The organism is Mycobacterium sp. NGS41 (assembly GCF_059812725.1).
On sequence record NZ_JCALDF010000035.1, the window covers coordinates 15,327 to 41,994 of the forward strand.

General features: G+C 65.1%; 28 protein-coding genes. 21 read left to right on the forward strand and 7 right to left on the reverse strand.

What is annotated here, in order from left to right:
* Positions 1-148: 148 nt before the first annotated feature.
* A complete protein-coding gene (locus AC5Y21_RS22515; protein WP_499915669.1) occupies positions 149-1,105 on the reverse strand; it encodes an electron transfer flavoprotein subunit alpha/FixB family protein in 957 nt (318 codons plus the stop codon).
* 50 nt (positions 1,106-1,155) lie between these two features.
* A complete protein-coding gene (locus AC5Y21_RS22520) occupies positions 1,156-1,956 on the reverse strand; it encodes an electron transfer flavoprotein subunit beta/FixA family protein (protein ID WP_499915671.1) in 801 nt (266 codons plus the stop codon).
* A 274-nt stretch (positions 1,957-2,230) separates the two neighbouring features.
* Here AC5Y21_RS22520 and AC5Y21_RS22525 point away from each other — a divergent pair, with 274 nt between their 5' ends.
* The 4 genes from AC5Y21_RS22525 to AC5Y21_RS22540 all read left to right on the forward strand — a co-directional run bounded on the left by AC5Y21_RS22525 (position 2,231) and on the right by AC5Y21_RS22540 (position 7,402).
* Positions 2,231-3,061 (forward strand): class I SAM-dependent methyltransferase, encoded by an 831-nt coding sequence (locus AC5Y21_RS22525; RefSeq protein ID WP_499915673.1) that lies wholly within the window; start codon positions 2,231-2,233, stop codon positions 3,059-3,061.
* Entirely contained in the window at positions 3,058-4,647 is a 1,590-nt protein-coding gene (locus AC5Y21_RS22530; RefSeq protein ID WP_499915675.1) for a 1,4-alpha-glucan branching protein domain-containing protein, read from the forward strand. The genes AC5Y21_RS22525 and AC5Y21_RS22530 overlap by 4 nt, the downstream gene beginning before the upstream one ends.
* Positions 4,648-4,750: 103 nt before the next feature.
* Positions 4,751-5,995, forward strand: coding sequence for a glycosyltransferase family 4 protein (locus tag AC5Y21_RS22535; protein WP_499915677.1), 1,245 nt, complete (start codon positions 4,751-4,753; stop codon positions 5,993-5,995).
* A 51-nt stretch (positions 5,996-6,046) separates the two neighbouring features.
* Complete coding sequence (locus AC5Y21_RS22540) at positions 6,047-7,402, forward strand: TIGR01777 family oxidoreductase (RefSeq protein ID WP_499915679.1); 1,356 nt, start codon at positions 6,047-6,049, stop codon at positions 7,400-7,402.
* Positions 7,403-7,418: 16 nt separating this feature from the next.
* Here the strand turns inward: AC5Y21_RS22540 and AC5Y21_RS22545 are convergent, their stop codons facing one another.
* Positions 7,419-8,099 (reverse strand): phosphodiesterase, encoded by a 681-nt coding sequence (locus AC5Y21_RS22545; RefSeq protein ID WP_499915681.1) that lies wholly within the window; start codon positions 8,097-8,099, stop codon positions 7,419-7,421.
* Between the two features lie 209 nt (positions 8,100-8,308).
* On the opposite strand from AC5Y21_RS22545, the gene AC5Y21_RS22550 reads away from it, so the two are divergent.
* From AC5Y21_RS22550 to AC5Y21_RS22615, 14 genes are all read left to right on the forward strand, one after another.
* Positions 8,309-8,524, forward strand: coding sequence for a hypervirulence associated TUDOR domain-containing protein (locus AC5Y21_RS22550; protein WP_499915683.1), 216 nt, complete (start codon positions 8,309-8,311; stop codon positions 8,522-8,524).
* A 17-nt stretch (positions 8,525-8,541) separates the two neighbouring features.
* Complete coding sequence (locus AC5Y21_RS22555) at positions 8,542-8,883, forward strand: DUF3140 domain-containing protein (protein ID WP_499915739.1); 342 nt, start codon at positions 8,542-8,544, stop codon at positions 8,881-8,883.
* A 99-nt stretch (positions 8,884-8,982) separates the two neighbouring features.
* A complete protein-coding gene (locus tag AC5Y21_RS22560) occupies positions 8,983-9,543 on the forward strand; it encodes a MarR family winged helix-turn-helix transcriptional regulator (RefSeq protein ID WP_499915685.1) in 561 nt (186 codons plus the stop codon).
* Between the two features lie 532 nt (positions 9,544-10,075).
* Positions 10,076-10,309 (forward strand): microaggregate-binding protein 1, encoded by a 234-nt coding sequence (mbp1, locus tag AC5Y21_RS22565; RefSeq protein WP_499915687.1) that lies wholly within the window; start codon positions 10,076-10,078, stop codon positions 10,307-10,309.
* Positions 10,310-10,592: 283 nt separating this feature from the next.
* Entirely contained in the window at positions 10,593-11,711 is a 1,119-nt protein-coding gene (locus tag AC5Y21_RS22570; protein ID WP_499915689.1) for a polyprenyl synthetase family protein, read from the forward strand.
* Positions 11,708-13,231, forward strand: coding sequence for a phytoene desaturase family protein (crtI, locus tag AC5Y21_RS22575; RefSeq protein ID WP_499915691.1), 1,524 nt, complete (start codon positions 11,708-11,710; stop codon positions 13,229-13,231). Before AC5Y21_RS22570 ends, crtI begins: the two co-directional genes overlap by 4 nt.
* On the forward strand, positions 13,228-14,157 hold the full coding sequence (locus tag AC5Y21_RS22580; protein WP_499915693.1) for a phytoene/squalene synthase family protein: 930 nt from the start codon (positions 13,228-13,230) through the stop codon (positions 14,155-14,157). Before crtI ends, AC5Y21_RS22580 begins: the two co-directional genes overlap by 4 nt.
* Positions 14,154-14,477, forward strand: a complete 324-nt coding sequence (locus AC5Y21_RS22585) for a lycopene cyclase domain-containing protein (protein WP_499915695.1) — start codon at positions 14,154-14,156, stop codon at positions 14,475-14,477. Before AC5Y21_RS22580 ends, AC5Y21_RS22585 begins: the two co-directional genes overlap by 4 nt.
* Positions 14,474-14,785: a lycopene cyclase domain-containing protein gene (locus tag AC5Y21_RS22590; protein ID WP_499915697.1), complete on the forward strand. Its 312-nt coding sequence runs from the start codon at positions 14,474-14,476 to the stop codon at positions 14,783-14,785. The genes AC5Y21_RS22585 and AC5Y21_RS22590 overlap by 4 nt, the downstream gene beginning before the upstream one ends.
* A complete protein-coding gene (locus AC5Y21_RS22595; RefSeq protein WP_499915699.1) occupies positions 14,772-15,497 on the forward strand; it encodes a class I SAM-dependent methyltransferase in 726 nt (241 codons plus the stop codon). Before AC5Y21_RS22590 ends, AC5Y21_RS22595 begins: the two co-directional genes overlap by 14 nt.
* Positions 15,494-17,029, forward strand: coding sequence for an FAD-dependent oxidoreductase (locus tag AC5Y21_RS22600; RefSeq protein ID WP_499915701.1), 1,536 nt, complete (start codon positions 15,494-15,496; stop codon positions 17,027-17,029). The genes AC5Y21_RS22595 and AC5Y21_RS22600 overlap by 4 nt, the downstream gene beginning before the upstream one ends.
* On the forward strand, positions 17,026-18,021 hold the full coding sequence (locus tag AC5Y21_RS22605) for a DUF5914 domain-containing protein (RefSeq protein WP_499915703.1): 996 nt from the start codon (positions 17,026-17,028) through the stop codon (positions 18,019-18,021). The genes AC5Y21_RS22600 and AC5Y21_RS22605 overlap by 4 nt, the downstream gene beginning before the upstream one ends.
* Before the next feature lie 111 nt (positions 18,022-18,132).
* Positions 18,133-18,513: a DUF2784 domain-containing protein gene (locus AC5Y21_RS22610; protein WP_499915741.1), complete on the forward strand. Its 381-nt coding sequence runs from the start codon at positions 18,133-18,135 to the stop codon at positions 18,511-18,513.
* On the forward strand, positions 18,510-18,998 hold the full coding sequence (locus AC5Y21_RS22615; protein WP_499915706.1) for a hypothetical protein: 489 nt from the start codon (positions 18,510-18,512) through the stop codon (positions 18,996-18,998). The genes AC5Y21_RS22610 and AC5Y21_RS22615 overlap by 4 nt, the downstream gene beginning before the upstream one ends.
* Positions 18,999-19,000: 2 nt before the next feature.
* Here AC5Y21_RS22615 and AC5Y21_RS22620 read toward each other — a convergent pair whose 3' ends face one another.
* From AC5Y21_RS22620 to AC5Y21_RS22630, 3 genes are all read right to left on the reverse strand, one after another.
* The gene (locus AC5Y21_RS22620) at positions 19,001-20,251 is read right to left on the reverse strand and encodes a glycosyltransferase (RefSeq protein ID WP_499915710.1); all 1,251 of its coding nucleotides are present in this window, start codon (positions 20,249-20,251) and stop codon (positions 19,001-19,003) included.
* A 7-nt stretch (positions 20,252-20,258) separates the two neighbouring features.
* On the reverse strand, positions 20,259-21,302 hold the full coding sequence (gene fni / locus AC5Y21_RS22625; RefSeq protein WP_499915712.1) for a type 2 isopentenyl-diphosphate Delta-isomerase: 1,044 nt from the start codon (positions 21,300-21,302) through the stop codon (positions 20,259-20,261).
* A gap of 823 nt (positions 21,303-22,125) precedes the next feature.
* Entirely contained in the window at positions 22,126-22,851 is a 726-nt protein-coding gene (locus tag AC5Y21_RS22630) for an Rv1815 family serine proteinase (RefSeq protein WP_499915714.1), read from the reverse strand.
* Positions 22,852-23,116: 265 nt separating this feature from the next.
* Between AC5Y21_RS22630 and AC5Y21_RS22635 the strand changes: the two genes are divergently transcribed.
* Positions 23,117-23,515 (forward strand): hypothetical protein, encoded by a 399-nt coding sequence (locus AC5Y21_RS22635; RefSeq protein WP_499915716.1) that lies wholly within the window; start codon positions 23,117-23,119, stop codon positions 23,513-23,515.
* Here the strand turns inward: AC5Y21_RS22635 and AC5Y21_RS22640 are convergent.
* Positions 23,508-24,008, reverse strand: a complete 501-nt coding sequence (locus tag AC5Y21_RS22640) for a MarR family winged helix-turn-helix transcriptional regulator (RefSeq protein WP_499915718.1) — start codon at positions 24,006-24,008, stop codon at positions 23,508-23,510. The two genes, AC5Y21_RS22635 and AC5Y21_RS22640, sit on opposite strands and share 8 nt — an antisense overlap.
* A 76-nt stretch (positions 24,009-24,084) precedes the next feature.
* Here AC5Y21_RS22640 and AC5Y21_RS22645 point away from each other — a divergent pair, with 76 nt between their 5' ends.
* Positions 24,085-26,193 (forward strand): MMPL family transporter, encoded by a 2,109-nt coding sequence (locus AC5Y21_RS22645; RefSeq protein ID WP_499915720.1) that lies wholly within the window; start codon positions 24,085-24,087, stop codon positions 26,191-26,193.
* Positions 26,186-26,665 (forward strand): TspO/MBR family protein, encoded by a 480-nt coding sequence (locus AC5Y21_RS22650; protein ID WP_499915722.1) that lies wholly within the window; start codon positions 26,186-26,188, stop codon positions 26,663-26,665. Before AC5Y21_RS22645 ends, AC5Y21_RS22650 begins: the two co-directional genes overlap by 8 nt.
* Positions 26,666-26,668 lie beyond the last annotated feature (3 nt).

The window sequence follows — 26,668 nt, forward strand, 5'->3', positions numbered from 1 at the left end:
GCTAGTCGGCATCGGCGGGCTGACATGTCGGTGCACGTCAGATGACGAAATGTCGCACGCGAATAGACGCAAAACCCCTCATTTCGGCACGAAATGGGGGTTTCTGCGGCTGGCGGCCGGGCAGGGCCCGGCGAACGCTGACGGAGGACTAGCCTTTGCGGGCCTTGATCGCGTCGGTCAGCTGCGGAGCCACCTTGAACAGATCGCCGACCACGCCGTAGTCGGCGATCTCGAAGATGGGCGCCTCTTCGTCCTTGTTGACCGCGACGATGGTTTTGGAGGTCTGCATGCCCGCGCGGTGCTGGATGGCCCCGGAGATGCCCAGCGCGATGTAGAGCTGCGGCGACACCGTCTTACCGGTCTGGCCCACCTGGAATTGGCCCGGGTAGTAGCCGGAGTCGACCGCGGCCCGTGAGGCGCCGACGGCGGCACCCAGCGAGTCGGCCAGCGCTTCGACCACGCTGAAGTTCTCCGCGCTGCCGACGCCGCGACCACCGGACACCACGACGGTCGCCTCGGTCAGCTCCGGCCGGTCACCGGCGACCGCGGGCTCGCGGGCGGTGACCTTGGTGGCGTTCTCGGCGGGCTCCGGCACGTCCACGCTGACCTGCTCGCCGGCGCCGTCGGCCGGCTCCGCCTCAACGGCACCGGCCCGCACGGTGATCACCGGGGTGTCGCCGTTGGCCTGCGCCTCGACAGTGAACGCGCCACCGAAGATGGAGTGGATGCCCTTGCCGCCCTCTTTGACCTCGACCACGTCGACCAGCAGGCCCGACCCGATCCGCGCGGCCAGCCGGCCCGCGATCTCCTTGCCGTCGGCGGTGGCGGCCAGCAAGACCGCGGCCGGGGCCGACGACTCGGCCAGCCCGGCCAGCACGTCGACCACCGGAAGAAGCAGGTAGTTGTCGACGGCGTCGGACTCGGCGACGTAGATCTTGGCGGCGCCGGCCGCCTTGAGCCCGTCGATCAGCGGTGCAGCGGTTCCCGGCGCACCGAGAACAACGGCCGCCGGCTCGCCCAGTACACGGGCGGCGGTGATCAATTCGGCGCTGACCTTCTTCAGCGCCCCTTCAGCGTGCTCCACGAGCACCAATACTTCAGCCATGAGTTATCTCGCTCTTCTATTTGTCTTGAGGTCCGGTGGAGGTGCTGCGTCTAGATGATCTTCTGCGCGACAAGATACTGGGCGACCTGGTTGCCGCCTTCGCCCTCGTCGGTGACCTTCTCACCGGCGGTCTTGGGCGGTTTCGGGGTGGACGACAGTACGGTCGACCCGGCGTTGCCCAGCCCGACTTCGTCGCCCTCGACCCCGATCTCGGCCAGGGTCAGCACCGTGACCTCCTTCTTTTTGGCGGCCATGATGCCCTTGAAGGACGGGAAGCGCGGTTCGTTGATCTTCTCGTTGACGCTGACCACCGCGGGAAGCGTGGCTTCGAGGGTGAACACGCCGTCGTCGGTCTCGCGCTCACCGGTGACCTTGCCGCCCTCGACCGACAGTTTGCGCAGGTGGGTGAGCTGCGGCAGGCCCAGGTACTCGGCGATGATGGCCGGCACCGCGCCCCCGACGCCGTCGGTGGCTTCGTTACCGGCAATGACCAGCTCGGTGCCCTCGATGGTGCCCAGCGCACGCGCCAGCGCCCATCCGGTCTGGATGACGTCCGAGCCGTGCATGCCGTCGTCCTTGAGGTGAACGGCCTTGTCGGCGCCCATCGAGAGGGCCTTGCGGATGGCCTCGGTGGCGCGCTCCGGGCCCGCCGTCAGCACGGTCACCGACCCCTCGACACCGTCGGAGGCCTCTCGTTCGCGGATCTGCAGCGCCTCTTCCACCGCGCGCTCGTTGATTTCGTCCAGCACGGCGTCGGCGGCTTCGCGGTCCAGCGTGAAATCGCCGTCTGTCAGCTTGCGCTCCGACCAGGTGTCTGGGACCTGCTTGATCAGGACCACGATGTTCGTCATGAGTGTGGTTCGTCCTCCTCGAAGGGCGTCCCGCAGCAATCGACTGCAGGATCTCGGTCAGGCGTTCAACAACCGCGCGGCCCTGTTACTACTGGGTAACTTTGCGCGGTTCGCCCTCACACCATAGCGGGTCGCATCTGCTGAATTGCCCGCTCTCCCCCGTCCCTGGCCACGGACCGCTTGACCGAGTCGGGGTCGCCGGGCGGCTCGTTCTGTTTCCCGGATCCAGTGCCAGGTTCGCTAATCGCCCGGTACGGGTTAGCCTGCCTATGCAATGAGCGCATTCGACGTTCCCCATCGCAGCGCCGACGACACCCCGCTAGCGGCGTCGCCAGCGGACGCTGCGGTGTTGACGCTGACGGGCGAGCGCACCATCCCCGATCTCGACATCGAGAACTACTGGTTTCGTCGCCACCAAGTGGTGTACGAGCGGCTGGCGCCACGCTGTGCCGGCCGTGTGGTGCTGGAAGCCGGCTGTGGCGAAGGTTACGGCGCCGACTTGATCGCCGACGTGGCCGGCCGGGTTGTCGCGGTGGACTACGACGAGGCCGCGGTGGCCCACGTCCGCAACCGCTACCCCCGGGTGGAGGTCACGCAGGCTAACCTGGCCGACCTACCCTTTCCCGACGCGTCGGTGGACGTTGTGGTGAACTTCCAGGTCATCGAGCACCTGTGGGACCAGGGCCAGTTCGTTCGGGAGTGCCTGAGGGTGCTACGTCCGTCGGGATTGCTGATGATGTCCACACCCAACCGGATCACTTTCTCGCCGGGCCGGGACACCCCGATCAACCCGTTTCACACCCGCGAGCTCAACGCCGACGAGCTGACCGAGCTGCTGGTCGACGCCGGCTTTCGTGAGGTGGTCATGTGCGGGTTGTTTCACGGCCCGCGGCTGCGGGAGATGGACGCCCGTCATGGCGGCTCGATCATCGACGCGCAGATCGCCCGCGCGGTGGCCGACGCGCCGTGGCCCGCCGACCTGGTCGCGGACGTCGCGGCGGTGACCACGGCCGACTTCGACCTGGTCGAAGCCGGCGACCCGGGTGGTGACATCCGGGACATAGACGACAGCCTGGATCTGATCGCGATCGCGGTGCGGCCGTGAGCACAGTTTCGGAATCGTCGACCCCGGTACCCGGGTTGTTCACCCTGGTGTTGCACACGCACCTGCCCTGGCTGGCGCACCACGGCCGCTGGCCGGTCGGCGAGGAGTGGCTCTACCAGTCGTGGTCGGCGGCCTACCTGCCGCTGTTTCGCGTGCTGCGCGCGCTGGCCGACGAGGACCGGCACCGGCTTGTCACGCTCGGTGTTACGCCGGTGGTTAACGCGCAACTCGACGACCCGTATTGCCTCGACGGCATGCACCGCTGGCTGGCCAACTGGCGGCTGCGCGCCGCCGAGGCGGCCAGCGTGCGGACAGTTCCCGAGTCGAAGTCGGCGGGCTATTCGGCGTGTACACCGGAAGCGTTGCGGGCCTTCGGTACTCGCGAATGCGCCGAAGCCGACCGGGCACTCGATGACTTCACCACGCTGTGGCGGCACGGCGGCAGCCCGCTGCTGCGCGGGCTGATCGACGCCGGCACCGTGGAGCTGCTGGGCGGCCCCTTGGCGCATCCGTTCCAGCCGCTGCTTGCGCCACGACTGCGCGAGTTCGCGCTGCGCGAAGGCCTGGCCGACGCGGGTTTGCGGCTTGCCCACACCCCGACCGGGATCTGGGCGCCGGAATGCGCCTATGCCCCTGGACTGGAACACGATTACGCCGCCGCGGGAGTCACGCACTTCATGGTCGACGGCCCCTCGCTGCACGGCGACACCGCGCTGGGCCGACCGGTCGGCAGCAGCGACGTGGTCGCTTTCGGGCGTGACCTGCAGGTCAGCTACCGGGTGTGGTCACCGAAGTCCGGCTACCCGGGCCACGCCGCGTACCGCGACTTCCACACCTACGACCACCTCACCGGCCTCAAACCGGCCAGGGTCACCGGCCGCAATGTTCCGTCGGAGGCCAAGGCGCCGTATGACCCGGAGCGCGCAGACCGCGCCGTCGACATCCACGTCGCCGACTTCGTCGACGTGGTCCGCAACCGACTCGTCGCCGAATCCGAGCGCATCGGGCGTCCGGCTCACGTCGTTGCCGCCTTCGACACCGAGCTGTTCGGCCACTGGTGGTACGAGGGACCGACCTGGCTGGCGCGCGTGCTGCGCGCGCTGCCCGCCGCCGGCGTGCGGGTAGGCACCCTCAGCGACGCGATCGCCGGCGGCTTCGTCGGCCAGTCGGTCGAATTACCGCCCAGCTCTTGGGGTTCGGGTAAGGACTGGCAAGTGTGGGCCGGCGAGCAGGTGGCCGATCTGGTTCAGCTGAATACCGAGGTGGTCGATACCGCGCTGACCACCGTCGACAAGGCGCTGACCCAGACGGCGTCCCTGGACGGGCCCATCCCCCGCGATCACGTCGCCGACCAGATCCTGCGTGAGACGCTGTTGACCGTGTCCAGCGACTGGCCGTTCATGGTCAGCAAGGATTCCGCCGCCGACTACGCCCGCTATCGCGCCCACTTGCATGCGCACGCCACCCGGGAGATCGCTGGCGCGCTCGCGTCCGGCCGCCGCGACAGCGCGCAGCGGCTGGCCGACGGCTGGAGCCGCGCCGATGGCCTGTTTGGCGCCCTAGATGCCCGTAGGTTGCCGCGATGAGCTACCGTACGTCGCGCGAGCGTGCGTGTCTGTACGACGACACGCCGCTGGGAGTGGCATTTTGCGCACGCTCGCGGCACGGCTTTCGCGGAGGCCCCGGCTCGTGAAGATCCTCATGGTGTCGTGGGAATACCCGCCGGTGGTGATCGGCGGGCTTGGCCGACATGTGCATCACCTGTCCACCGCGCTGGCCGAGGCCGGCCACGACGTGGTCGTGCTGTCGCGGCGGCCCACTGGCACCGATCCCAGCACCCATCCGTCGTCCGATGAGATCAGCGAGGGCGTCCGGGTGATCGCGGCCGCACAGGATCCGCACGAGTTCACCTTCGGCAAGGACATGATGGCCTGGACTCTGGCCATGGGCCATTCCATGATCCGCGCCGGGCTGTCTTTAAGGGGGCACGGCAGCGACCGTCCGTGGCGCCCCGACGTCGTGCACGCACACGACTGGCTGGTCGCTCATCCGGCCATTGCACTCGCCCAGTTCTACGACGTGCCAATGGTTTCAACGATTCACGCCACAGAAGCCGGACGGCATTCGGGCTGGGTTTCCGGGGCGATGAGCCGTCAGGTGCACGCGGTCGAGTCGTGGTTGGTGCGTGAATCCGATTCGCTGATCACGTGTTCGGCGTCGATGAGTGACGAGATCACCGAGCTGTTCGGTCCCGGCCTGGCCGAGATCACGGTGATCCGCAATGGAATTGACGCGGCACGCTGGCAGTTCGCGGCCCGCCGGCCGCGGTCGGGACCGGCTGAGCTGCTCTATCTCGGGCGGTTGGAGTACGAAAAGGGTGTTCACGACGCCATCGCCGCCCTGCCCCGAATCAGGCGCCATCACCCAGGTACCACGCTGACCATCGCCGGAGAAGGCACTCAGCAGGACTGGCTCGTCGAACAAGCCCGTAAGCACAAGGTGCTCAAGGCAACTCGGTTTGCCGGCCATCTCAACCACGCCGAACTGCTGGCCTTGCTACATCGGGCCGACGCCGCCGTGCTACCCAGCCACTACGAGCCCTTCGGGATCGTCGCCCTGGAGGCGGCCGCGGCCGGTACTCCGCTGGTGACATCGAACATCGGCGGTCTGGGCGAAGCGGTGATCAACGGACAGACAGGGGTGTCCTGCCCACCCCGCGACGTAGCGGCACTGGCCGCCGCCGTGCGCAGCGTCCTCGACGATCCACCCGCCGCGCAGCGGCGCGCGCGTGCCGCCCGCGAACGGCTCACCTCGGACTTCGATTGGCAGACGGTGGCGCAGGAGACCGCGCAGGTGTATCTGGCCGCCAAGCGCGGTGAACGCCAGCCACAGCCACGCTTACCCATCGTCGAGCACGCACTACCCGATCGCTGAGCGTTTGCGGCATCACGGCGGGATTCGCGGACAGCCCGGTAACTTTGTGAGATGGGGATTGAATATTCAAGCGTCGTCGACGCGGCGCGCGACGAGGTATTCGCCTGGCACGCCAGGCCGGGTGCGTTCACCCGACTCTCGCCGCCCTGGTCACCGCTGCGGTTGATCACCGAGACCGACTCGTTGAAGGACGGGCACGCCACCCTCGCGCTGCCCGGTGGCCTGCGCTGGGTCGCCGAACACCAGGCGGACTCCTACGATCCACCACGCCGTTTCGTCGACGATATAGGTAGCGACGGCCTGGCCTCGCTGCCGGCACGAATCGCGGTGCGGTGGCGGCACACCCACGACTTCGAAGATGCGGGCGACAACCAGACCCGGGTCATAGATCGGGTTGACACGCCGGTGCCTGCGTCGGCTTTGCGGGCCATGTTCGTCTACCGGCACCGTCAGTTGGCCGACGACCTGGCCGCGCACCGGCTGGCGGCCGAGCACGGCCTGGGTCCGGCGACCGTCGCGGTCACCGGGTCGTCCGGTCTCGTCGGCTCGGCCTTGACCGCATTTCTCAGCACGGGCGGACATCGCGTAATCCGGCTGGTCCGCCACTCCCCGCGCACCGCAGACGAACGGCAGTGGAACCCCGACGACCCCGACCCGCAATTGCTTGCCGGCGTCGGCGCGGTGATCCATTTGGCGGGTGCCTCGATCGCCGGGCGGTTCACCGATAAGCACCGGAATGCGGTGCACGACAGCAGGATCGGTCCGACGCGCCGCCTGGCCGAGCTGGTAGCGCACTCCGCCGGCGGACCCGGGGTGTTCGTGTCCGCATCGGCGATCGGCTACTACGGATACGATCGCGGAGACGAAGCGCTCACCGAGGACAGCGATCGCGGCGACGGGTTCCTGGCCGACGTCGTCGCCGACTGGGAAGACGCTACCGCGCCGGCGCAGCAGGCCGGGTCGCGAGTGGTACGGGTGCGCACCGGCATCGTCCAATCACCTCGCGGTGGCACACTTCGGCTGATGCGTCCCCTGTTCAGCGCCGGATTGGGTGGCCGACTCGGCAACGGCCGGCAGTGGTTGTCGTGGATAGGGATTGACGACCTGGTTGACATCTATCACCGCGCGCTCTGGGATTCTACCCTGTCCGGAGCGGTGAATGCGGTTGCGCCGCAACCGGTCCGCAATGCCGAATACACCCGGACTCTGGCTCACGTGTTGCGCCGGCCCGCCGTGTTGCCGGTGCCGCCGCTGGGGCCGCGCCTACTGCTCGGTCAGCAGGGTGCCCGCGAACTCGCGTGTGCCAGCCAACGTGTAGTCGCCGATCGCCTCAGCCAAGCGGGACACCGGTTTCGTCAGCCCGACCTCGATCAGGCGCTACGGCACTTGCTGGGCCGCAGCAGGTGAATGCCTTGGCAAACCGCTAACTCGCTTCTCGGCCCTCTCGGCTGCGCTGGTAGGCGCGCGCTCGTAGATCGGCGAGCCATTCCGGATAGAGCTTCAACCCAGGCGCCGTATTGAGGACCGGATCGAACGACACGTCCTCGCCCTGCCGTCCATCGAGGACGCTGGTCAGCGTCAGCCGAGCCAGCCTCTCGAAATCGGATCTGCCGCAGGCTTGGTCGAGTGCGACCTCGACTCCACCGTGTTCGATCCGCTCTTGCACAGCGTCCAGCGATATGCCGAATCCGGCTATTTCGCTGACGATTCTGGCCCGCAGCCACCAGTATTTGCCGCCGTAGTGCAGCGGCATCAGGGTGGTCATGTTTTGGCCAGTCCACGACGTCACCGGTCGCAGTGCCAACGTCCGGCCGAGAACGCCAGAACCGGCCGACACGAGCAGGATGTCCCACGGCGTCGCCCACTCCTGCGGGGACGTGACGCGGAGCGCCAGCCCGATGAGGTCGGGTAACGCTCCGGGCGTCCCGGTGGCTTTCGACACCCGCGCAACGACGTCGGATGACTGGATCGGCAGCCCGTTGCCTGCCGGGGCGATGCGTTCGACGGCGCCTTCGGCAAGCACACCCACCGGATGAAAAAACCGTTTGCGGCGAATGGCGGATCCCCAACCGAAGGGCCATGCAACGAGATCGGAAACGTTCACCGGCGGCGAGTTCCCGTTCTGCGCGGGGCGAAACCAGATCCCACAGCGCCGCCCGATGAATGTAGCCGTTCCGCTACACCCGGCAGGAGGGTGAGTATAGAGTGTTACTTAACTATCAACTTTCTTAACTACAAGTCTGGCGTGAAGTGGTGCGGCGCCTGGCTGGGCACATCTTGGCCAGCGCCAGTGATCTCGTGAAGGGTGGGCGTATGGGCGACAAGAAGTTTCGAAAGGGCGACAAAGTGCAGTGGGAGAGCCATGGCACCACGGTCCACGGAACCGTGGAGAGTGAAATCACTTCCGACACCACGGCGGCCGGACGCACGGTGCGCGCATCCAAAGACAAACCGCAATACAAGGTGCGTAGTGATAAGACCGGGGCGGACGCCGTGCACACGCCCCAAGCACTGCGACGCCGCGACTGATTTGCCCCGATTGAAGGATCACAGGTGTCGACGTCGACAACGAAACAACATGGAAGCAGTTCCGCCAGACGGTCAACATGACCGCGCGTGAACTCCAGACGTGGCTCGACACTGATGAGTCACACAGTGTCGGGCAGAACCGGGATAGCGCGGAGTCGACGGGGCACGCCAGCGGCCGCCGCATCGTCAAGATCCTCAAAACCAAGCGTGCCGAACTCACCTCGGACGACTACGCACACATGCGCAAGGTCGTCAACTACGCAAAGCGCCACCTTGCACAGCGCCCCGCCGGAGTCATCGAAGACACCGCCTGGCGCTACTCGTTGATGAACTGGGGGCACGATCCCGCGAAATCATGAGAACGCCGCCGCGTGAGCGAAACGCCCACCGGGTTCGCTGACCGCTGGTGCGGTCCGCCGATAAGCTAATCGGCGGAACGCTAAGAAGGATGCGTGCAAGTGACCAAGCGAGGCGCCGCTGATCGGCGACCAGACCGAGCCGAACTCGAGAAGTTGATGTCGGCTGACCTGCGGGCTCTCACCGCGCAAGCAGATCGCATAGGCCGCCACTTTGCGCGCGGGCACGACGTCAGCGGCAGCGACTTCCACGCCTTGCTGCACATCATGGTCGCCGACACGGCCGGAACGCCGCTGACGCTGGCTCAGCTGCGACAACGGATGGACATGTCGGCTCCCGCTATCACTTATCTAGTGGACCGGATGATCGATTCCGGCCACATAAGGCGCGAGGCTGACCCAGCCGACCGGCGCAAGTCGCTACTTCGCTATGAGAAGTCCGGAATGGCGTTGGCCCGCGCATACTTCACTCCCCTTGGCGGCGAGGTCCGCTCAGCCATCGCCGATCTACCCGATCGCGATCTGGCCGCTGCACACCGAGTTTTCACTGCAATGATCGCGGCGATGGCAGAGTTCGAAGCCAACGCCACCAACAAAGCCAAGCCGTCGGCAAGTGATGTCAGGCGTCGTACCACCACGCCCCGACGCCGTGCAGTTCGGTGAATGTCTGTACCACAACGTGATTAGCCGGGCAGCGACCCTTCGGCGGGCGCGTCCGGTCCATCGATTGGAACTGTGCCGCCCACGACGGCGTCCAAGTCAGACTTGCGCTGGCCAGAGCGTTGCCAAAGCCTCCACGCCGCAACGACCGCAAGAATCGCGACCGCTATCACGGCCGGCCAGAACGCCAATTGGGCAAGCCACAACCGTCTTTGCAAACGCAGCACTTTGCGCTCTGCACCCAGCACACGTTCGGATGCCGCTCTCACGTCCACACCGACGCACATACCCGGACACCAACCGCTCAAACCGCTGTGCGGGCGGGTACAAGTTCGCCGGACGGATCTCTGGGGGCGCTTTGAACGCAGTTGAGACGACGATCACGATCTTCCGGGATTCCACAGCTCACCGCTCATCCCGGCATGCCCGCCGAGCCGATTACCGGCGCCCCGAGGTTTCCCATCAGCGCTCGGTGGGAATCGATAACTATCGGGCGGGGCAACACCGCCTGTCGAGAGATCAGCGGGAGGCAGATGTGGCACAGCGAAGTGGACCCCTAGAGGCCGTCATGGGCATCGTCGAGGGCGTCAAGGGCAAGGTCAAGGAGGCCATCGGTGTGGTGACCTCAAACGGCCAGCTGGCTCGCGAGGCGCGGGCTCAGCAGGACAAAGGCCAGGCGCAGCGCGACGCCGCCAAGCGGGAAGCCGAAGCCGAGTCAGCCCGTGCGAGCGCCAAAGCCGCAGAAGCACGCCAAAAGGGCAACCAGTAACTTCTTCCTACACGCGATGGGCCCAGCCGGTTAGTCCGGCTGGGCCCATCGCCTTTGTGGTGGCAGCGCCACCAACCTCGTCTTGAACATCCGGCTGGCCAGACTTCACCAATTTCAGTAAGTTAATGATTAAGATGGTGAACTTATGCGGTGTACCACGTCTGGAATCGGCTCCTAGGAGCCGCATCCGAACCGGTTAGCACTGCTTACACGGACCATGACCAGGCGTGTTTGAACAATTAATACGTCGGGCAAGGCCATCCGGAAGGGGGTCCAGCAGCAGATGCGTGCTGCGTCACTCAGGCTAGGCCTAGTCCCCATGCCTGCAGGCTGGTCCTTAGCTGACGACTTCGACGCATGGCGTTCGAATGTGCGGAGGGCGGTGCTTGCCGCACTCGGCGAGTTCGTCGCGACGCGGCGCGTTGCTGAGTTGGACGGGGTATGTGCCGACGCCGCCGGCGGCATTTTGGTGGAGTTCGTCCGTGGCGGCAAATGCCTGCGATCTACGTTTATGTACCTGGCGTGGTTGTGCGGCGCGCCGCCAAGCGACACGGCGCTGCGGGCTGCGGCCAGCTTGGAGTTGCTCCACGCTTTCGCGCTTATGCACGACGATGTGATGGACGATTCGCCACAACGGCGGGGCCGCCCCTCGGCGCACCTCCAATTCGCCAGTTGGCACCGCGAACGCGGCCTGTCGGGCTCGGCGCGGCGCTTCGGCGAATCATCGGCCATCCTGCTGGGCGATCTCTGCCTGATCTGGGCCGAGCAGATGCTGCGGGAGAGCGGGGTTGACCCGCGCTGTCTACAGCGAGCATGGTCACGCTACGACGCGATGCGCACCGAGCTTGCGGTGGGACAGTTTGCCGACTTGACGTCCGATATCCGTCAGATGCCAACATTGCAACAAGTGCTCGACGTGCTACGACGCAAATCGGGCAACTACACGGTGCGCCGCCCGTTGGAACTCGGCGCAGCGATGGCCGGGTGCGACGAGCGGACGTTATTCGGACTTGGCCGCTACGGCACCGCGGTCGGCGAAGCATTCCAGCTGCGCGACGACTTGCTGGGAGTCTTCGGCTCTCCGGCGATCACCGGGAAGCCGTGTGGCGGAGATCTCCTCGAACGCAAGGCGACCAGCGTCATTGTGGCCGCCTACCATATGGCCGAAGCGCCGGCTCGACGAGAACTGGCCGAACTGGCGAACAACGAATATCTCGACGACGCCGCGTTGCAGCGGTGGAAGGCGTTGATTTCCGCGTCCGGGGCTGTGCAACGGATCGAAGACATGATCAGTCGGCGCGTCGTAGCTGCTCGAAAAGCCTTGGGCGACATAGCCGTCGACGAGTCTATACGCGGCGCATTGGCGGACATGGCCATCGCATGCACGGAACGCTGCGAATGACCATGCGGACCATCGACGGACGAGGCCATCACGTAGTGGTGATCGGCGCGGGCTTGGCGGGCTTGTCCGCCGCGTTGCACCTGGCCGGTCGGGGCCGACAGGTCACAGTGGTAGAACGTCAAGCATGGCCGGGCGGACGGGCCGGCCGGCTCGATATCGACGGCTACCAGATTGACACCGGCCCAACGGTGCTCACCATGCCCGAGGTCATCGACGAGGTCTTCGCAGCGGTTGGCGTAACCCGTTCCAGCTGTCTGGACCTGCTGCCCGTTGATCCGGCTTACCACGCCGTATTCGCGGACGGAAGTTCGTTACAGGTCCATGCCGACCGCGACCGGATGACAACAGCCGTCCGGGAACTCGCCGGTCCCCACCAAGCAGCGGGCTACCAGCGGCTGCGCGAATGGCTGACGCGCCTGTACCGCACTGAGTTCGACCGGTTTATCGCCGCCAACTTCGATTCCCCGCTGTCGATGCTTACCCCGCAGTTGGCGCGGCTGGCCGCGATCGGCGGTTTCCGCAGGTGGGACCGAATGGTCAAGCGCTACATCACCGATGCACGGTTGCACCGCGTCTTCACCTTCCAATCGCTATATGCGGGGGTGGCACCGCGCGACGCTCTGGCCGTCTATGCGGTTATCGCCTACATGGACACCATCTCGGGCGTCGTCTTTCCACGTGGCGGCGTACGGGCGCTTCCTGACGCACTGGCCGCAACTGCCGCGGACGCCGGTGTCAGGTTCTGCTACAACACAACGGTCACCGAATTGGAGGCTACCGGTGGGTGTGTCAGCGCCGTGCACACGGGACATCAGCGGATCGCCTGTGATGCAGTGGTGCTCACGACCGAGCTGCCGCAAACCTATGCGTTGCTCGGTAAAGAACCGCGCCGTGCGATTGCGCTGCGGTCCTCGCCCTCGGCAGTTGTGGTCCACGCAGGTTGTCGCAGCATCGCGCCAGAAACGGCGCATCACACCATCTTGTTCGGTCACGCATGGGATGAAACGTTCACGGACATCATCGACGACGGACAGCTCATGCGGGATCCTTCGTTGTTGGTTACCCGCCCAACCGCCAGCGACGCGACGCTGGCTCCGGCCGGTCGCGACCTGTTGTACGTTCTGGCACCTGCGCCGAACCTCACGCGCGGCACCATCGATTGGAAAGACGTCGGTAAGCCCTACGCGGACAAGCTGTTCGAGTGTGTCGAGGAACGGCTGATACCCGGCTTGCGTGAACACGCAACGGTGCTCGACGTCGTTACACCAGAAGACTGGGCCAGTCAGGGCATGGCGGCGGGCAGCCCCTTTGCGCTCGCTCACACATTCGCCCAGACCGGCCCGTTCCGGCCGGCCAACATGGTGCGCGGCATCGACAATGCGGTGTTGGCCGGCTCGTCAACTGTGCCTGGCGTCGGCGTGCCCACCGCATTGATCTCCGGTCGACTGGCCGCCGACCGAATCACCGGCACCCTCACTCGCTCAACGACCTACCTCGATATGAAAGCCCGGCTGTCGTGATCCGCAGCGAATTGGACGCCGCCGGAATCGACGATGCGCGGTTGCGCGACGGATATCGCCACTGCCGGGAAGTCAATGCTGCCCACGGCCGCACCTTCTTTTTGGCCACTCGGCTGCTCGCACCAGATCAACGCCCGCCGGTGCATGCGCTGTATGGCTTTGCACGGTACGCCGACGACATTCTCGATGATCTCGATCCGAACATCGGCGCTGAAGTTCGGTCCCAACGGTTGCAGCAGCTTTCCGACCAATTCTTCAATGGCGGTGATCACCAGGCGAATCCCGTACTCAGGGCGGTTGCCCACACAGCGCGCCGCTATAAGATCAGCACCGATTTGTTCGCCGATTTTCTGGCTTCGATGCGAATGGACCTCACGGTCACCGACTATCCCGACCGCGAGTCCCTCAACCTCTACATGCGTGGATCTGCGGAAGCGATCGGACTACAACTGCTGCCGATACTGGGCACGGCGGGCCCCCGCGAAGAAGCCATACCCTATGCGGCGGCCCTCGGCAGGGCATTTCAACTCACGAACTTCCTGCGTGACGTTGATGAGGATTTGCTGCGACACCGGATCTATTTGCCTGCCGACGAATTGAAAGTTTTCGGTGTCGATCGCGATCTGCTGATGTGGTGTCATACGCGCCGCCGCACCGAACCGCGGGTTCGACAAGCGTTGGCGGCCCAGCATGAAACCGCCTGGAAGACTTACCGGTTCGCGGCAGCAGGCATCGGCCTGCTCGCACCACGATCGCGACCATGCGTGGCAACCGCGACCGCGCTGTACTCGGAAATCCTGGACTGCATCGAAGCAAGCGACTTCGCAGTGTTCAGCCATCGGGCAACCGTCGGCAGAGCTCGACGACTGCAGGTGGCCGGCATCGGACTGATGCGTGCGTGGCGGGCACGTAACGGAGCCGCATGAGCGATCGCTGGCAATACCTACTGGTTCTGGCGGCATGCCTGGTAATCACCGCACCCCTCGAGATATTCGGCGAAGGTGTCTACCGCCGATGGCGGCGGGCCATCCGCGCGGTTCTTCCGGTTGCGGTGTTGTTTCTCATCTGGGACGAATTAGCGGTCGCAGCGCACGTGTGGCGATACGACCGCAACTACATCACCGGCCTGAGCATCCCGTTCGACATACCGATCGAAGAGGTGTTGTTCTTCCTCGTCATTCCGGTGTGTGCCGTACTGACCTACAACGCGGTGAGCACAATCCTCGATCGGATCAAGCGCCGATGACACCACTTGGCTATACCGTGCCGGCCGCTGCGGCTGTCGTAATCGTATGCGTAGCGGAACTGATGCTGTTGCGTACCGGTCTGTTTCGGCGACCGGCCTACTGGCTATCCATGCTGATCGTTCTCGGCTTCCAGATCCCGGTCGACGGGTGGCTGACGAAACTGAGTTCCCCCATCGTCAGTTATGACCAGCGTCAGATCACCGGTCTGCGATTTCCATTCGACATACCGATCGAAGATTTTCTGTTCGGCTTCGCGTTGGCCACCGCTGTGCTGCTGTTGTGGGAACGGCAACATGGGCGTCGGTGAAGTGCGCTTGCGTGCCGGCGAGCTATCGCGCGCGTTCGACGTCGGCGCCGCCGCATACGACCGTTTGGTCGGCGCCAGCCCCGGCTACCATGCGGATTTGCTTCTCTCGGCGCGCCGCATGCGAATCCCGTTATGTGGCAGAGGCTTGCGGCTGCTCGACGCGGGGTGTGGTACTGGCGCCTCGACTGCGGCACTGCTCTCCGTCGCACCCGAAGCCGACATCGTCGCGGTCGACGCTTCGGGTCGAATGCTCGACGTGGCGAGGGCCAAGGACTGGCCCGCATCGGTGCGGTTTGTGCACACACCCGTCGAGCACCTCGCCGAGCACGGCATCTCCGGACCGTTTGACGCCATCCTGGCCGCCTACCTGGTGCGCAACCTGGCCGACCGCGACGACCAACTGTGCCACTTTCGAAGATTGCTACGGCCCGGTGGCACCTTGGCCGTGCACGAGTATTCGGTGCGCGATTCGCCCGCGGCAACCCGAATTTGGCACGCGGTCTGCTGGGGCATCATCATCCCTACCGGGTGGTGGTACACCCACGACACCACTCTCTATCGGTACTTGCGACGCAGCGTGCTTGCGTTCGACGGCGCGGCACAGTTCCGGCGACGACTTGCCGACGCCGGGTTTACCGCGGTGCATAGCGAGACGATGCCCGGCTGGCGGGCCGGCATCGTGCACACGTTCCTGGCGGATGCGCCATCATGATCGATCTCCGCACCGACCCTCGACGCCAAATCTATCCGGCGCCAGCGGGGTTTTTCAGCCCAACCGCGCTGCCATCGCGGCCCCGGGCCGTCGTCGTCGGTGCGGGGATAGCAGGGCTGACCGCCGCGACGGGACTGGCTGAACGCGGCGTCAGCGTGGAGGTCATCGAACGCGAAAGTTACCTCGGGGGGCGCGTCGGCGGTTGGACCGAGCAGCACGACGGTGCGGCCCTCGCGATGAACCGCGGGTTCCACGCATTCTTCCGGCAGTATTACAACTTGCGAGAGCTGCTACGACGGATCGACATGCGGCTGCGCATGCTTACGCCTGTCGAGGACTATCCGCTCGTCGACGGTGCCGGTCGGCGCGACAGCTTCCGTGGGCTTCCCCGCACGCCGCCGTGGAACGCGCTGGCGTTCGCAGCTCGCAGCCCGACATTTCGGCTGCGTGACTTCGCGCAAATCGATGCCCGCGCGGCCGCGCCGCTGGCCGCAGTATCGGTGCCGGACATCTATCAGCGGCTCGATCACATTGACGCTGTCTCTTTTTTGAAGAGTATTCGTTTCCCAGAGGCGGCGAGACATCTAGCATTCGAGGTATTTTCCCGCAGCTTCTTCGCCGACCCGGTCCAGCTGTCGGCCGCGGAGTTGGCGACCATGTTCCATATTTACTTTCTGGGCTCCAGCGAAGGACTGATCTTCGACGTCGTCTCCGCCAACTACGACACCGCTCTTTGGCAACCGCTACAACGCTATCTCGAGGACCGCGGCGTGCAATTCCGGTTCGGCGTCAGCGCGCTCCGCGTCGACGTCCGCGCGGAGAAAGGCTTTCAAGTACATACTGATTCGGAAGAGCACCTTGATGCCGATGCGGTAGTTTTGGCCACCCACGTTCCGGGCTTGCAACAGATCGTCGCGGCGTCTCCAACCTTGGATGACGACACATGGCGCACATCCATAGCAAGGATGCGGACCGCACCGCCGTTCGCAGTGCACCGACTATGGCTCGACCGTCCTGTCGCACACAGCCGCCCGGCGTTTTTGGGCACATCCGGCCACAAGCCGCTCGACAATATCAGCGTGCTGGAGCGTTATGAACGCGAAGCGGCCGAATGGGCCCGAGCGCATCGCGGTTCCGTTGTCGAACTCCACTCGTATGCCCTCGAGTCTGCGCCATCCGCTGCGGCCGCGACACGCCAGTTGCGTCGAATCTATCCGGAAACCTCTGCGGCACAGATTATCTGCGAGCAAGTCCTCCATCGCAGCGACTGCCCGCTATTCGCTCCCGGGACGTACGCGGACCGACCGCGAGTGGCTAGCCCGGTGCCCGGCCTGGTGCTGGCCGGCGACGGGATCCGGGTCGATCTGCCCGTGGCACTCATGGAGCGCGCCGCGACCACCGGTTGGTGTGCTGCCAACCAATTGTTGACGCGATGGAACCTTGCCGGACACCAGCTGCAAACGGTACCCAACCATGGCCGCGTGCCGCTGCTGCGCCGGCTCGCGAAACGCGAAAGATCGAGTCGACGATGAAGCTTCTGCAAGGGCTACGCCAACGATGGCCCACAGAGCTGCCCTTACAAGTGGTCTCGCGAACGACGTGGGCCGATCAGCAGCCGACATATCGGGACGCGCAGCCTTCGATTATCGACGACGCGCTGTTGCGATGCCAGTCAAGGCCCACCGGCAATTGGTACGTCTTCGCAGCAAGTCGCGGTATACGGTCCGGTCAGCCATTCGGCTCCTGCGTCGCCGGAATTGACCTCGTCGCGTGGCGCGATCAACAGAACCACCTATGTGTCGGTCCCCGAAGTTGCCCGCACCTCGGCGCAGATCTGGCCACCGGCAAGGTGCACCGCGGCTCGCTGGTCTGCCGTTGGCACGGACTGGCGCTCACTGGCAGCACATGCGACTTCGGTTGGAAGCCGCTGCCCAGCTACGACGACGGCATCCTGGCCTGGGTGCGCCTTGACCAGGCGGGGGGTGAGACACCGTGGGATGAGCCGGTGATTCCGGCGAGACCCACTGGCGACACGATCGCGGCCGTCACCAAACTGGTTGGTGTGTGTGAACCATCCGACATCATCGCCAATCGACTTGATCCGTGGCACGGCGCATGGCTCCACCCTTACTCGTTCACCCGGCTGGAGGTGCTCGCCACGCCCACCGATCGCGACGACAGATTTCTGGTCGCGGTCACCTTTCGAATGGGTCCGCTGGGCGCACCCGTGATCGCGGAGTTCAGTTGCCCCGATGCGCGGACCATCGTGATGCGGATAGTGGACGGGGAAGGCGCGGGCAGCGTGGTCGAAACCCATGTTGCGCCAATCGGTTCAGGACCCGATGGTCGTCCGCGCACCGCCGTGCTCGAAGCGACCATCGCGCATTCCGACCGTCCGGGTTTCAAAAAGGCATGTCAAGCAGCGCCGCTGATTTCACCGCTGATGCGGTACGCCGCCAGCAGACTCTGGCGCGACGACCTCGCCTATGCGGCGCGCCGCTATTACGTACGCTCCGGTCACTAGTCTGCGTTTAGCCCGGCCCGTGGAAGGTTAGACACAACCATGAACACTCGGATGTTGCGCCTGTAGATGGAACACGTCAACGCATGGAAGAATGGGAAGGCCACGGAGCGAATGTATTTCGCCCTCGTGGTGGCGATTGTCTCCGCACACATCGCCTACCTCATCTACTTGCCAAGCGGGGGATTTCTCGCCCTCCGCTGGCCGCGGACATTCATATTCCATGTACCGGCGGTTGTCTGGGGCGCCGCAGTGGTCGGGCTGCATCTTCCCTGCCCGTTGACATCGCTGGAGAGGTGGGCACGCGTTCACGCGAACATGGATCCATTGCCGCAGTCGGGCTTTATCGACCGCTACCTTGCCGGCCTGCTTGTCCCGCGCGGACGCACCGGTCATGCGCAGGCAATAGCCTTTATCGCGGCTGCAGTGTCATGGTCTCTGCTCGCAGCGCGCGGTTTAGCGATCACAGCCGGGGAGGAGTTAAGTACAAGATGAAGACACCTAAGCGCGCCGCGGTTCAGCAGAGCCTTAAACGCGATGGCGCGCAACAGGATCAAGCAGCTCCGCACGCGAACGTCAGCGATGCCGCTGTGCGGACGGCCGGGAAGATTTCTGAAGCGCTGGAGACGATCGAGCGGGCTCGTGGACACTTGTACTCCTTTCACCAACTAACCGGGCATGCCGACCTTCAACTCGACGAGGCGGTGGGACAGCTTTACGAGCTCGGTCACGCCGACTTGGCCGAGTGCATCAGCCGCGAACTGATCGGTCGCAATGTGCTGCCTGGACGGTGGAGTTTTCAGGTCGTCGACGATTACGACGACGGCTATTACCGGTGCTTTCAGGAAATTGAACGGCTGACACGAACCAGACTCACCGGCGGACGCCGCCACGTCTTCGAAGCCGAGATGAAAGAGCGACGGCGCACTGCAGGCCATCCGGCTCACACCGCCGCGCCGGACGCCGACCCGCAAAAATAAACTCAGCGAACGTCACGCTGGCATTGTTGGCGCAGCAGGCGCTGCTCGATCAGTTCGGCGCCGCGCCTTACCCCGCCGGTCGCAGCGAAACCGGCGGCCACGCGCCGTGCGCCATCTGCCATGGTCGCCGCCTTTCGAACTGCGACGCGCAGCCGTGCGGCGGTGAGCCGTTTCGCAGGTAACCGCACACCGCATCCGGCCATCTGGACGCGGCGTGCGACTTCGGGTTGATCGCGAGCGAAGGGCACCACGCACACCGGAATACCACGGTTAAGGGCCCTGACCGTGGTTCCCATCCCGCCGTGACTGATGACGCAGATCGCGCGATCGAGCACCGCGCCGTGCGGGAGAAACTGACAGACCGTGGCGTTAGGTGTCTGCGGCAGCCCACGCGGTATACCGGACGGAAATGTGGCGACAACATGGAGCGGCTCATCAGCCAACGCGCGCAAGGCGATACGCCCCAGCTTGGCGTCGGCCTGCGCAATTGACGACGTGTTCACCAAGACCATCGGTCGATCACCGGCGGCGGGCCAGTCGGGGATGTCTGTAGGCGTCGGGTCAAATTCACACGCACCGATGAAGTGCACCGCATCACCCCAGTCCGGATGCGGGTACTCGAACGGCTCACCACCGACCGCCAAGAGCAGCTGGGCTCGGCGCATGAGCTCGTCGACGGAGTCAACCAGCGGGACACCCAGCGCCGCACGGATGGCATTGATCGGCGGCAGCACCGGGCGATCGAAGACATGTCTGCAGAACCGGCGCATCGGCGCATCGCGGATACCGCCAAGAACGCCGGATAGCGGCCGCAGTCCCGGCCCGAATGGCGGTGTTGCGCATGACCGCAAGTAGGGTGTAAAAGGTGAAAATACCAGCCAGGGAACGTGACTGGCGTCGGCCACCGAAATTGCACCCCAACAATTGGCGTCGACGACAACCGCGTCGGGTTGTAGTCGCGTGATCGCCCGCCACATGTCGTCGACCTCGATCACCGCGCGGCGGCACAGCACGTCGATGGACGTCTCCAAGACGCCTAAAGCATTGCGCGCCGAACGATCGTCTCCGACGATGGCCTCGATCTGCGGGTCCACAGCCTGGGCATGCAGGCCAATCTCGCGCATGGCCGCGACTTCGCTGGCCATTGTGAACACGTGAACCGCGTGGCCGCGGCGGGCCAACTCGCTCAGCAGGGCGGCCAACGGGTACAGATGTCCCAGTGCGGGCGACCCGTAAGCCAGAATCACTGCCATGCGCTGTCTAGTCGGTAGGTACAGCGAGGCCCTGCAGTGTGCGCACAGCGGGCGCACCGCATCCATGCAGACAGATACGAAGCTCGTCGATGAATCGGTGCAGCCAAGTCGTTGCGGCGGCGCTTGACTCGATTGCCGCGCCAAGCAATGGACGTGCGATTGCTACTACGTCGGCGCCCAGGGCGATAGCTTTGGCCGCGTCCATACCGGTACGGATTCCGCCGGAGGCCACGAGCGGAATGGTCGGCAGCGCGGCACGCACCTCCAATATCGCTTGGGCAGTGGGTATCCCCCAATCAGCCAGGTCCGGATAGCGCAGTTCGCCGTAGCGCACCAGTTGCTCAACCCGCGACCACGACGTGCCCCCAGCGCCGGCCACGTCGATGGCGGCCACTGGCGAGTCGCCCGTGAACCGGAGCAAGCCAGCGACAGCGGCGGCGCCGATCCCGTGACCTACCTCCTTGAGCAGCACCGGATAACCCAGCATGGCAGTCACGTCGTGCAGCCGGTCCAACGAACCGCCGAAGTCCGTGTCGCCATTGTGCTGTACCGCCTCTTGCAACGGATTAGTGTGCACAGCAAGGGCATTCGCGCCAACTCGGTTGAGCGCGCGGACGATGTCTGGCACCGCATCTTTTGTCAACTGGGATAATCCGATGTTTCCGAACAACAACACATCGGGTGCGACATCGCGGACGGCGAAGCTTTCGGCGGCCCGCTCTCCCAATGCACTGTCCAGCATTATCCTTTGCGACCCGAGCATCATTCCGATGCCCAGCCGTTGAGCGGCGATGGCCAGATTCCGGTTGATAGCTCCCGACAGTTCCGCGCCGCCAGTCATGGCGCCGACCAAAATCGGCGCGCGCAACTGTGCGCCGAGGAATTCGACGGAGAGGTCGATGTCGTCCAGGCTGGTTTGAGTTAGTGCGTTGTAGGACAGGCGATAACGTTCCAGCCCCGTCGTCACGCCGTGGTAACCCACGTCGCCGTCGAGGCAGACGTCGATGTGGCGGCGCTTGCGAGTTGTCATCTCACCGCGGTTATCCGCCATTTTTCTCCGGTTTCCGATGTGTCAGCCGCCGACTTTCCGAGGTCGCCACCATCGCTGCGAGCGGGCCATCCCCGAGCGTCGCGCCCGGTTAAGCCTGGTGGATACACTCCGGCTGCGGCCGGAATCAGTCATCTCCGTGGCATCCCATCATAGCTCAGTCGACGGTGTAGATGCTTAAGTATCTTAAATAGTAGTGGCGGACCCGACAAACACCGCGCGACTATCGTCGGTCACGGTGCGTCCGGTCTACAGGTATCGCTTCCGTCGCTGGCTTCCGGGGCGCCATCAGCGTTCTGCGCAGAGTGTATTCACTTCCTTAACAATTAAGAAACCGAAACAATCCGGCTGGCTTTCTGGTAGGAATGGTGAGAGAGGCCGTGGCTTTGGCTGCGCGTCTCTCGAGCCAACGCAGCCGCATCCAGCGCGCAGCGCGGTAGCGCGATGATGACAGTGCCTGTTCTCTTGTCGAGACGGCTCAGCGACAGGGGCGATGAAACCCCGCGATGCCGAGTTTGCCCTTGCCTACGATTTTTCCGCGGCCGATCGTTGCATGGGCCTGACACGGTTGGTTTGAGTCGGCGGCGCCCGGTCCCGCCTGCGCAAGTTGGACATAGACGGGACTCATGATGTTGACGGCAATCGCCCGACTTGCCCTCGCCGCAAGCGATGGCAGAACTTCAGCCGCGCGGGGCTTTGAGCCATGGTTTGACGCAGCCGGATGACTCGAATTTCGGCTCCGTCGAGGCAAGCGGCCAACCGATCGCAGCGCACGATTCTCTTGGTGGCCAGTCAGGCCGTGCGAGAGTGGATTCGCTTGAAGCGTCTATGCTGCGGACGCCCGCACCGGTATGCCCTGCTGGGTGACATGGGTTGCTGAATCGGGGTTCGTTTGCCGTCCGGCTATTCGCACCGGGGGGCCCTTGCCGGGCGACTGACCGTCGAGGTAGAGCTGCTGCATAACCGCCTGCCAGGACTCCGCCGTCGGTCCCGAACCCGCTGTGCCCTCGTACAACCCGACGATCACGGCGTGATGATCGTCAGTCAGGCTGTACACCGGTCCACCGACATCACGTGCGTCTGATGCCACGCCGGTGATGACATAACGGCTGTTGTTGACCGGGCCGACGCGGCCACAGGTTTCGCCAGTCGATATCCCGAAGTGGCAAACCCAATCCCCTTGCTGTGCCTGCACTCCCGGCACGGATTGCAATTGGCGTCCAGTCGGCAGCACATCCGTTGCTTTCACGTCGTCGGCCAACCTGATGACTTCGTACTCGACGTCTGACGCGGAGCCTTCTCCCGCCGGCGCGGCCGTGTTGTGGCGGGCGGTGAACACCCCGCCGAGTACATTCCCGTGACTGTCGGTCACTGTCGATCCGCCATCGCATTGACCGGTGGCCAATGCAATCCGCAGCGTCATCTCGACCATTCCCAACGTGCACACAGTGCTGCCCTGGCGAATTTCCATGCCGGGAAACACGCTGACCCGGGGATCGGCGCTGGCCGGGACGGCGACACTGAGCAAAGTGGCCGCGAATGCGCTTGCCAAACAGCAGGCACCCCGGTGCACTGCTTTCATTGATCCGCACCGTCCCTCGCGTCTGAAAGGATGAACTCCAACCTAGTCAATCGGGCCGCACATGCCAGCCGGTTCAGGCCGAATACCCGGTACTTACTGGGCCAAACCGCAACGGGTATCCGAATTCCACACCGGTCCACTAAGGGTAGCGCCAGTCGGCCATTTGCTCACGCCTTTTCACACGCATGCCACGCGTGTCAGGATGCCTGGCGTACCGACGATCGGAGCCCGCAAGGTGAAACCTCAAGACGAGCACGGCCGCTACTTTCCCTATCGCTACGATCCCCGGCTGGCTCCGATCTGGCTGCCTTTTCGGTGGCCCGGCCGGCAAGGCGTGACCCTGACCGACGACGGCCGTTTCCTCGCCCGCTACGGCCCATTCCGTGTCGACGCTCCGCTGGCTTCGGTGGCCGACGCTCACGTGACCGGCCCGTATCGATGGTGGACGGCCGTCGGCCCCCGGCTGTCGATGGTCGACGACGGACTCACCTTCGGAACCAATGCAACTGCGGGGGTGTGCGTCCACTTCGACCCGCGTATTCGCCGGGTCATCGGGTTGCGCGACCACTCAGCATTGACCGTCACGGTCGCGGACGCCGAAGGCCTGGCCGCTGCCCTGAAACGGCCTAAGTAGCGGGCCCGTCCGGCCTGGTAGCGCCCAGATCGGTCTGGAACCGGCGCATGGCGGCGATAAGCGCGGTGAAGACCCGATGGGCGGCCGCCAAATCGGCGTCGGGCAGGTCATCAAGCGCTGCATGGGTATGGGTCCCCAGCGGATTGAAGAACAACCGCGCTGTCTCCAGACCCGATTCGGCATAGCGCAGGATGACTTTTCGCCGATCGTTGGGATGTGAGTCACGCCTGACGTGGCCGGACTCGATCAGCCGGTCCACCAAGTAGGTGATCGCGGCACCGGACAGGCCCATCCGCTGGCTGAGATCCCCTGAGGTCATCGGCCGCCCGGCGGTTTCGGCGACCATGATGTGCAGCAGGGCACGAAAATCGCCAGGCCGCACCTGATGCGACACCGCGAACAGCCGACCGATCTGGTCCGACTCGGCGGACATCTCGCGAAGGTCGGCCGAGATCATCGACTCCAGGGAGTCGCGCGGGTCCCGTTGGTTCATAGCGTTGAGCAGCATATCCGCATCAGCGGGCACATTTCAGTTGATTAATGTTTTAGTTATTGAAATGCTTAGCTGCGTGGTGTGGGACCGTCCCGCAGCGGCCGTAACCGGCCGGCGCTCGTGGGCGTTGGCGTTAGGCGTTGTGCTGCTGGCTACCGTTTTGATGGTGCTGGTCGGCGGGAACACCGCGGCAGGTCAGTCACCGCTGCAGCTGCCGTCGAGTTCCGACACCGCCAAGGTCGACGCGTTGGTCCGCCAGTTCCCGGACGGAGACCGGCTTCCGCTGATTCTGGTGGTGACCCGGACCGACGGTGCGAGCCTGGACGCCGCCGACGTGACGGCCGCCGAACGGGCTCGCAACCGGATGCAGGCTCTGGCACAACGCAATCCCACCCCCGGTCCGCCGATCGTGTCCGCCGACGGCAAGGCCGCAATCGGGGTCATGACGATCAGCGCCGACTTGACGGGCCTGGCCCTCAACAGCAGGGTGTTAGAGCTGCGCAACGCCGCACACGACGGCCTTCCGGCCGGCCTGGAGGCGCACATCACCGGCGGACCCGCATTCGGTGCGGACATCGCCAACGCGTTCGCTCACGCCAACATCACCTTGCTGGCGGTAACGGCCTCGGTGGTCGCGCTGCTGCTGATCGCCACCTACCGATCCCCGGTGCTGTGGCTGGTACCGCTGCTGGTGATCGGCTTCGCCGACCGGACCGCGGCCGCGGTGGGCACCGCGGTGGCGTCGGCAACCGGTCTCAGCTTCGACGGCGCCACCTCCGGGATCACCAGCGTGTTGGTGTTCGGCGCGGGCACCAACTATGCGCTGCTGCTGATTTCCCGCTACCGCCAAGAACTTCGGCGTCTTGCCGACCACCGCGACGCGCTGCGCCATGCGGTGCGAATGGCCGGACCGGCCATCGTCGCCAGTAACGCCACCGTGGTGCTGGCACTGCTGACGCTGATCCTGGCCGCGAGTCCCAGCACCCGCAGCCTGGGTGCGCTGGCCGCGTGCGCCCTGGTCGTCGCCGCGGTGTCGGTTCTGGTGGTACTGCCGCCATTGCTGGCGCTGTTCGGCCGCCGGCTGTTCTGGCCGTTCGTGCCGCATCCTGACACTGAAGCGGCCACCGTGGAGTCGGGGCCCTGGCACCGCGTCGCCGAACGGGTGGCCCACCGTCCCGCCCTGGTTGCGGGGATTGCGATCGCGCTACTGGGCACGCTGGCGACCGGCCTGCTGGGCACCAAAATCGGTCTGTCCCAGACCCAGCAATTTCGGGTGGCAGCGGATTCGGTGTCCGGATTCGACATTGTCTCAAGGCATTTCCCCGCCGGCCTGACCAACCCGACGGTGGTCGTCGCGGCTACCGCCCGGGCGCCGCAGGTCCAGGAAGCCATCAGCGCCACCCCCGGGGTGGTCTCGGCGACCGAGACCGGCCGGTCGACTTTCGGGTTGACAAAGTGGTCGGTGGTCATTGACGCCCCGCCGTCATCCGATCGAGCATTCAAAACCGTTGCGACGTTGCGTCATTCGACCAGCTCCGCATCCCCCGACGCACTGGTGGGCGGACCCGACGCGCTTGCCCTCGATGTCCGCGACGCCGCACGACACGACCGACTGATGCTGATTCCGGCGATTTTGGCCGTCATCTTGGTCGTCCTCTATGCGTTGCTGCGCTCCGTGTTGGCGCCGCCGACTCTGCTGGCCGCAACGATTCTGGGTGCGCTGGCCGCGCTCGGGATGGGCGGCTGGGCCAGCATGCATGTGTTCGGTTTTCCGGCTCTGGACGAGGGCACACCGCTGTTCGCGTTCCTGTTCCTGGCCGCCCTTGGCGTGGACTACACCATCTTCCTGGTCACCCGTGCCCGCGAGGAAGCGGCGGACCACGGCGCCGCCCAGGGGATGATCCGCGCAGTGTCGGCCACCGGGGGCGTCATCACCAGCGCGGGAATCGTTCTGGCGGCAGTCTTCTGCGTGCTGGGTGTGTTGCCCCTGATCGTGCTGACCCAGTTGGGCATCATCGTCGGGCTGGGCATCCTGCTTGACACCTTCGTCGTGCGCACACTGGTGATTCCCGCGCTGTTCGCCCTGATCGGTGACCACATCTGGTGGCCGAACGACCCCGCCAAATCCGTTGAGCAGCAAGCGGACTTAACCCGAGCACACCCCATCGGAGGCCCTGATGAATAAGTCCACACTGACCGGCACCTCGCTGGCTGTCGCCGCGGCGGCAGGCATCGCAAGCATCGCCAGCCCGGGCCGCACAGCCGGCTGGTATGCGCGGGTGCGCAAGCCGTCGTATCAGCCGCCCAGCGTCGCCTTTCCGATCGTCTGGACCACGCTGTACGGCGACATCGCGGCCACTTCCGCGGTGGCCATCGACCGATTCCGTGCGACGGGCCGGCACGATAAGGCGCGCCGCTACATCACCGCGCTGAGCGTCAATCTCGCGCTCAACGCCGGCTGGAGCTGGCTGTTCTTCCGCTACCACAAACTCGGTGCGTCCGCACTTGGCGCCGCGGCGCTGACGGTGAGCAGCGCCAACCTCGCCAGACGAGCCGCCGAGGCCGATCCACGGGCCGGAGCAGCGCTGTCGCCCTACCCGCTGTGGTGTGCCTTCGCCACCGTGCTGTCCACCCACATCTGGGGATTGAATCGCTGAATC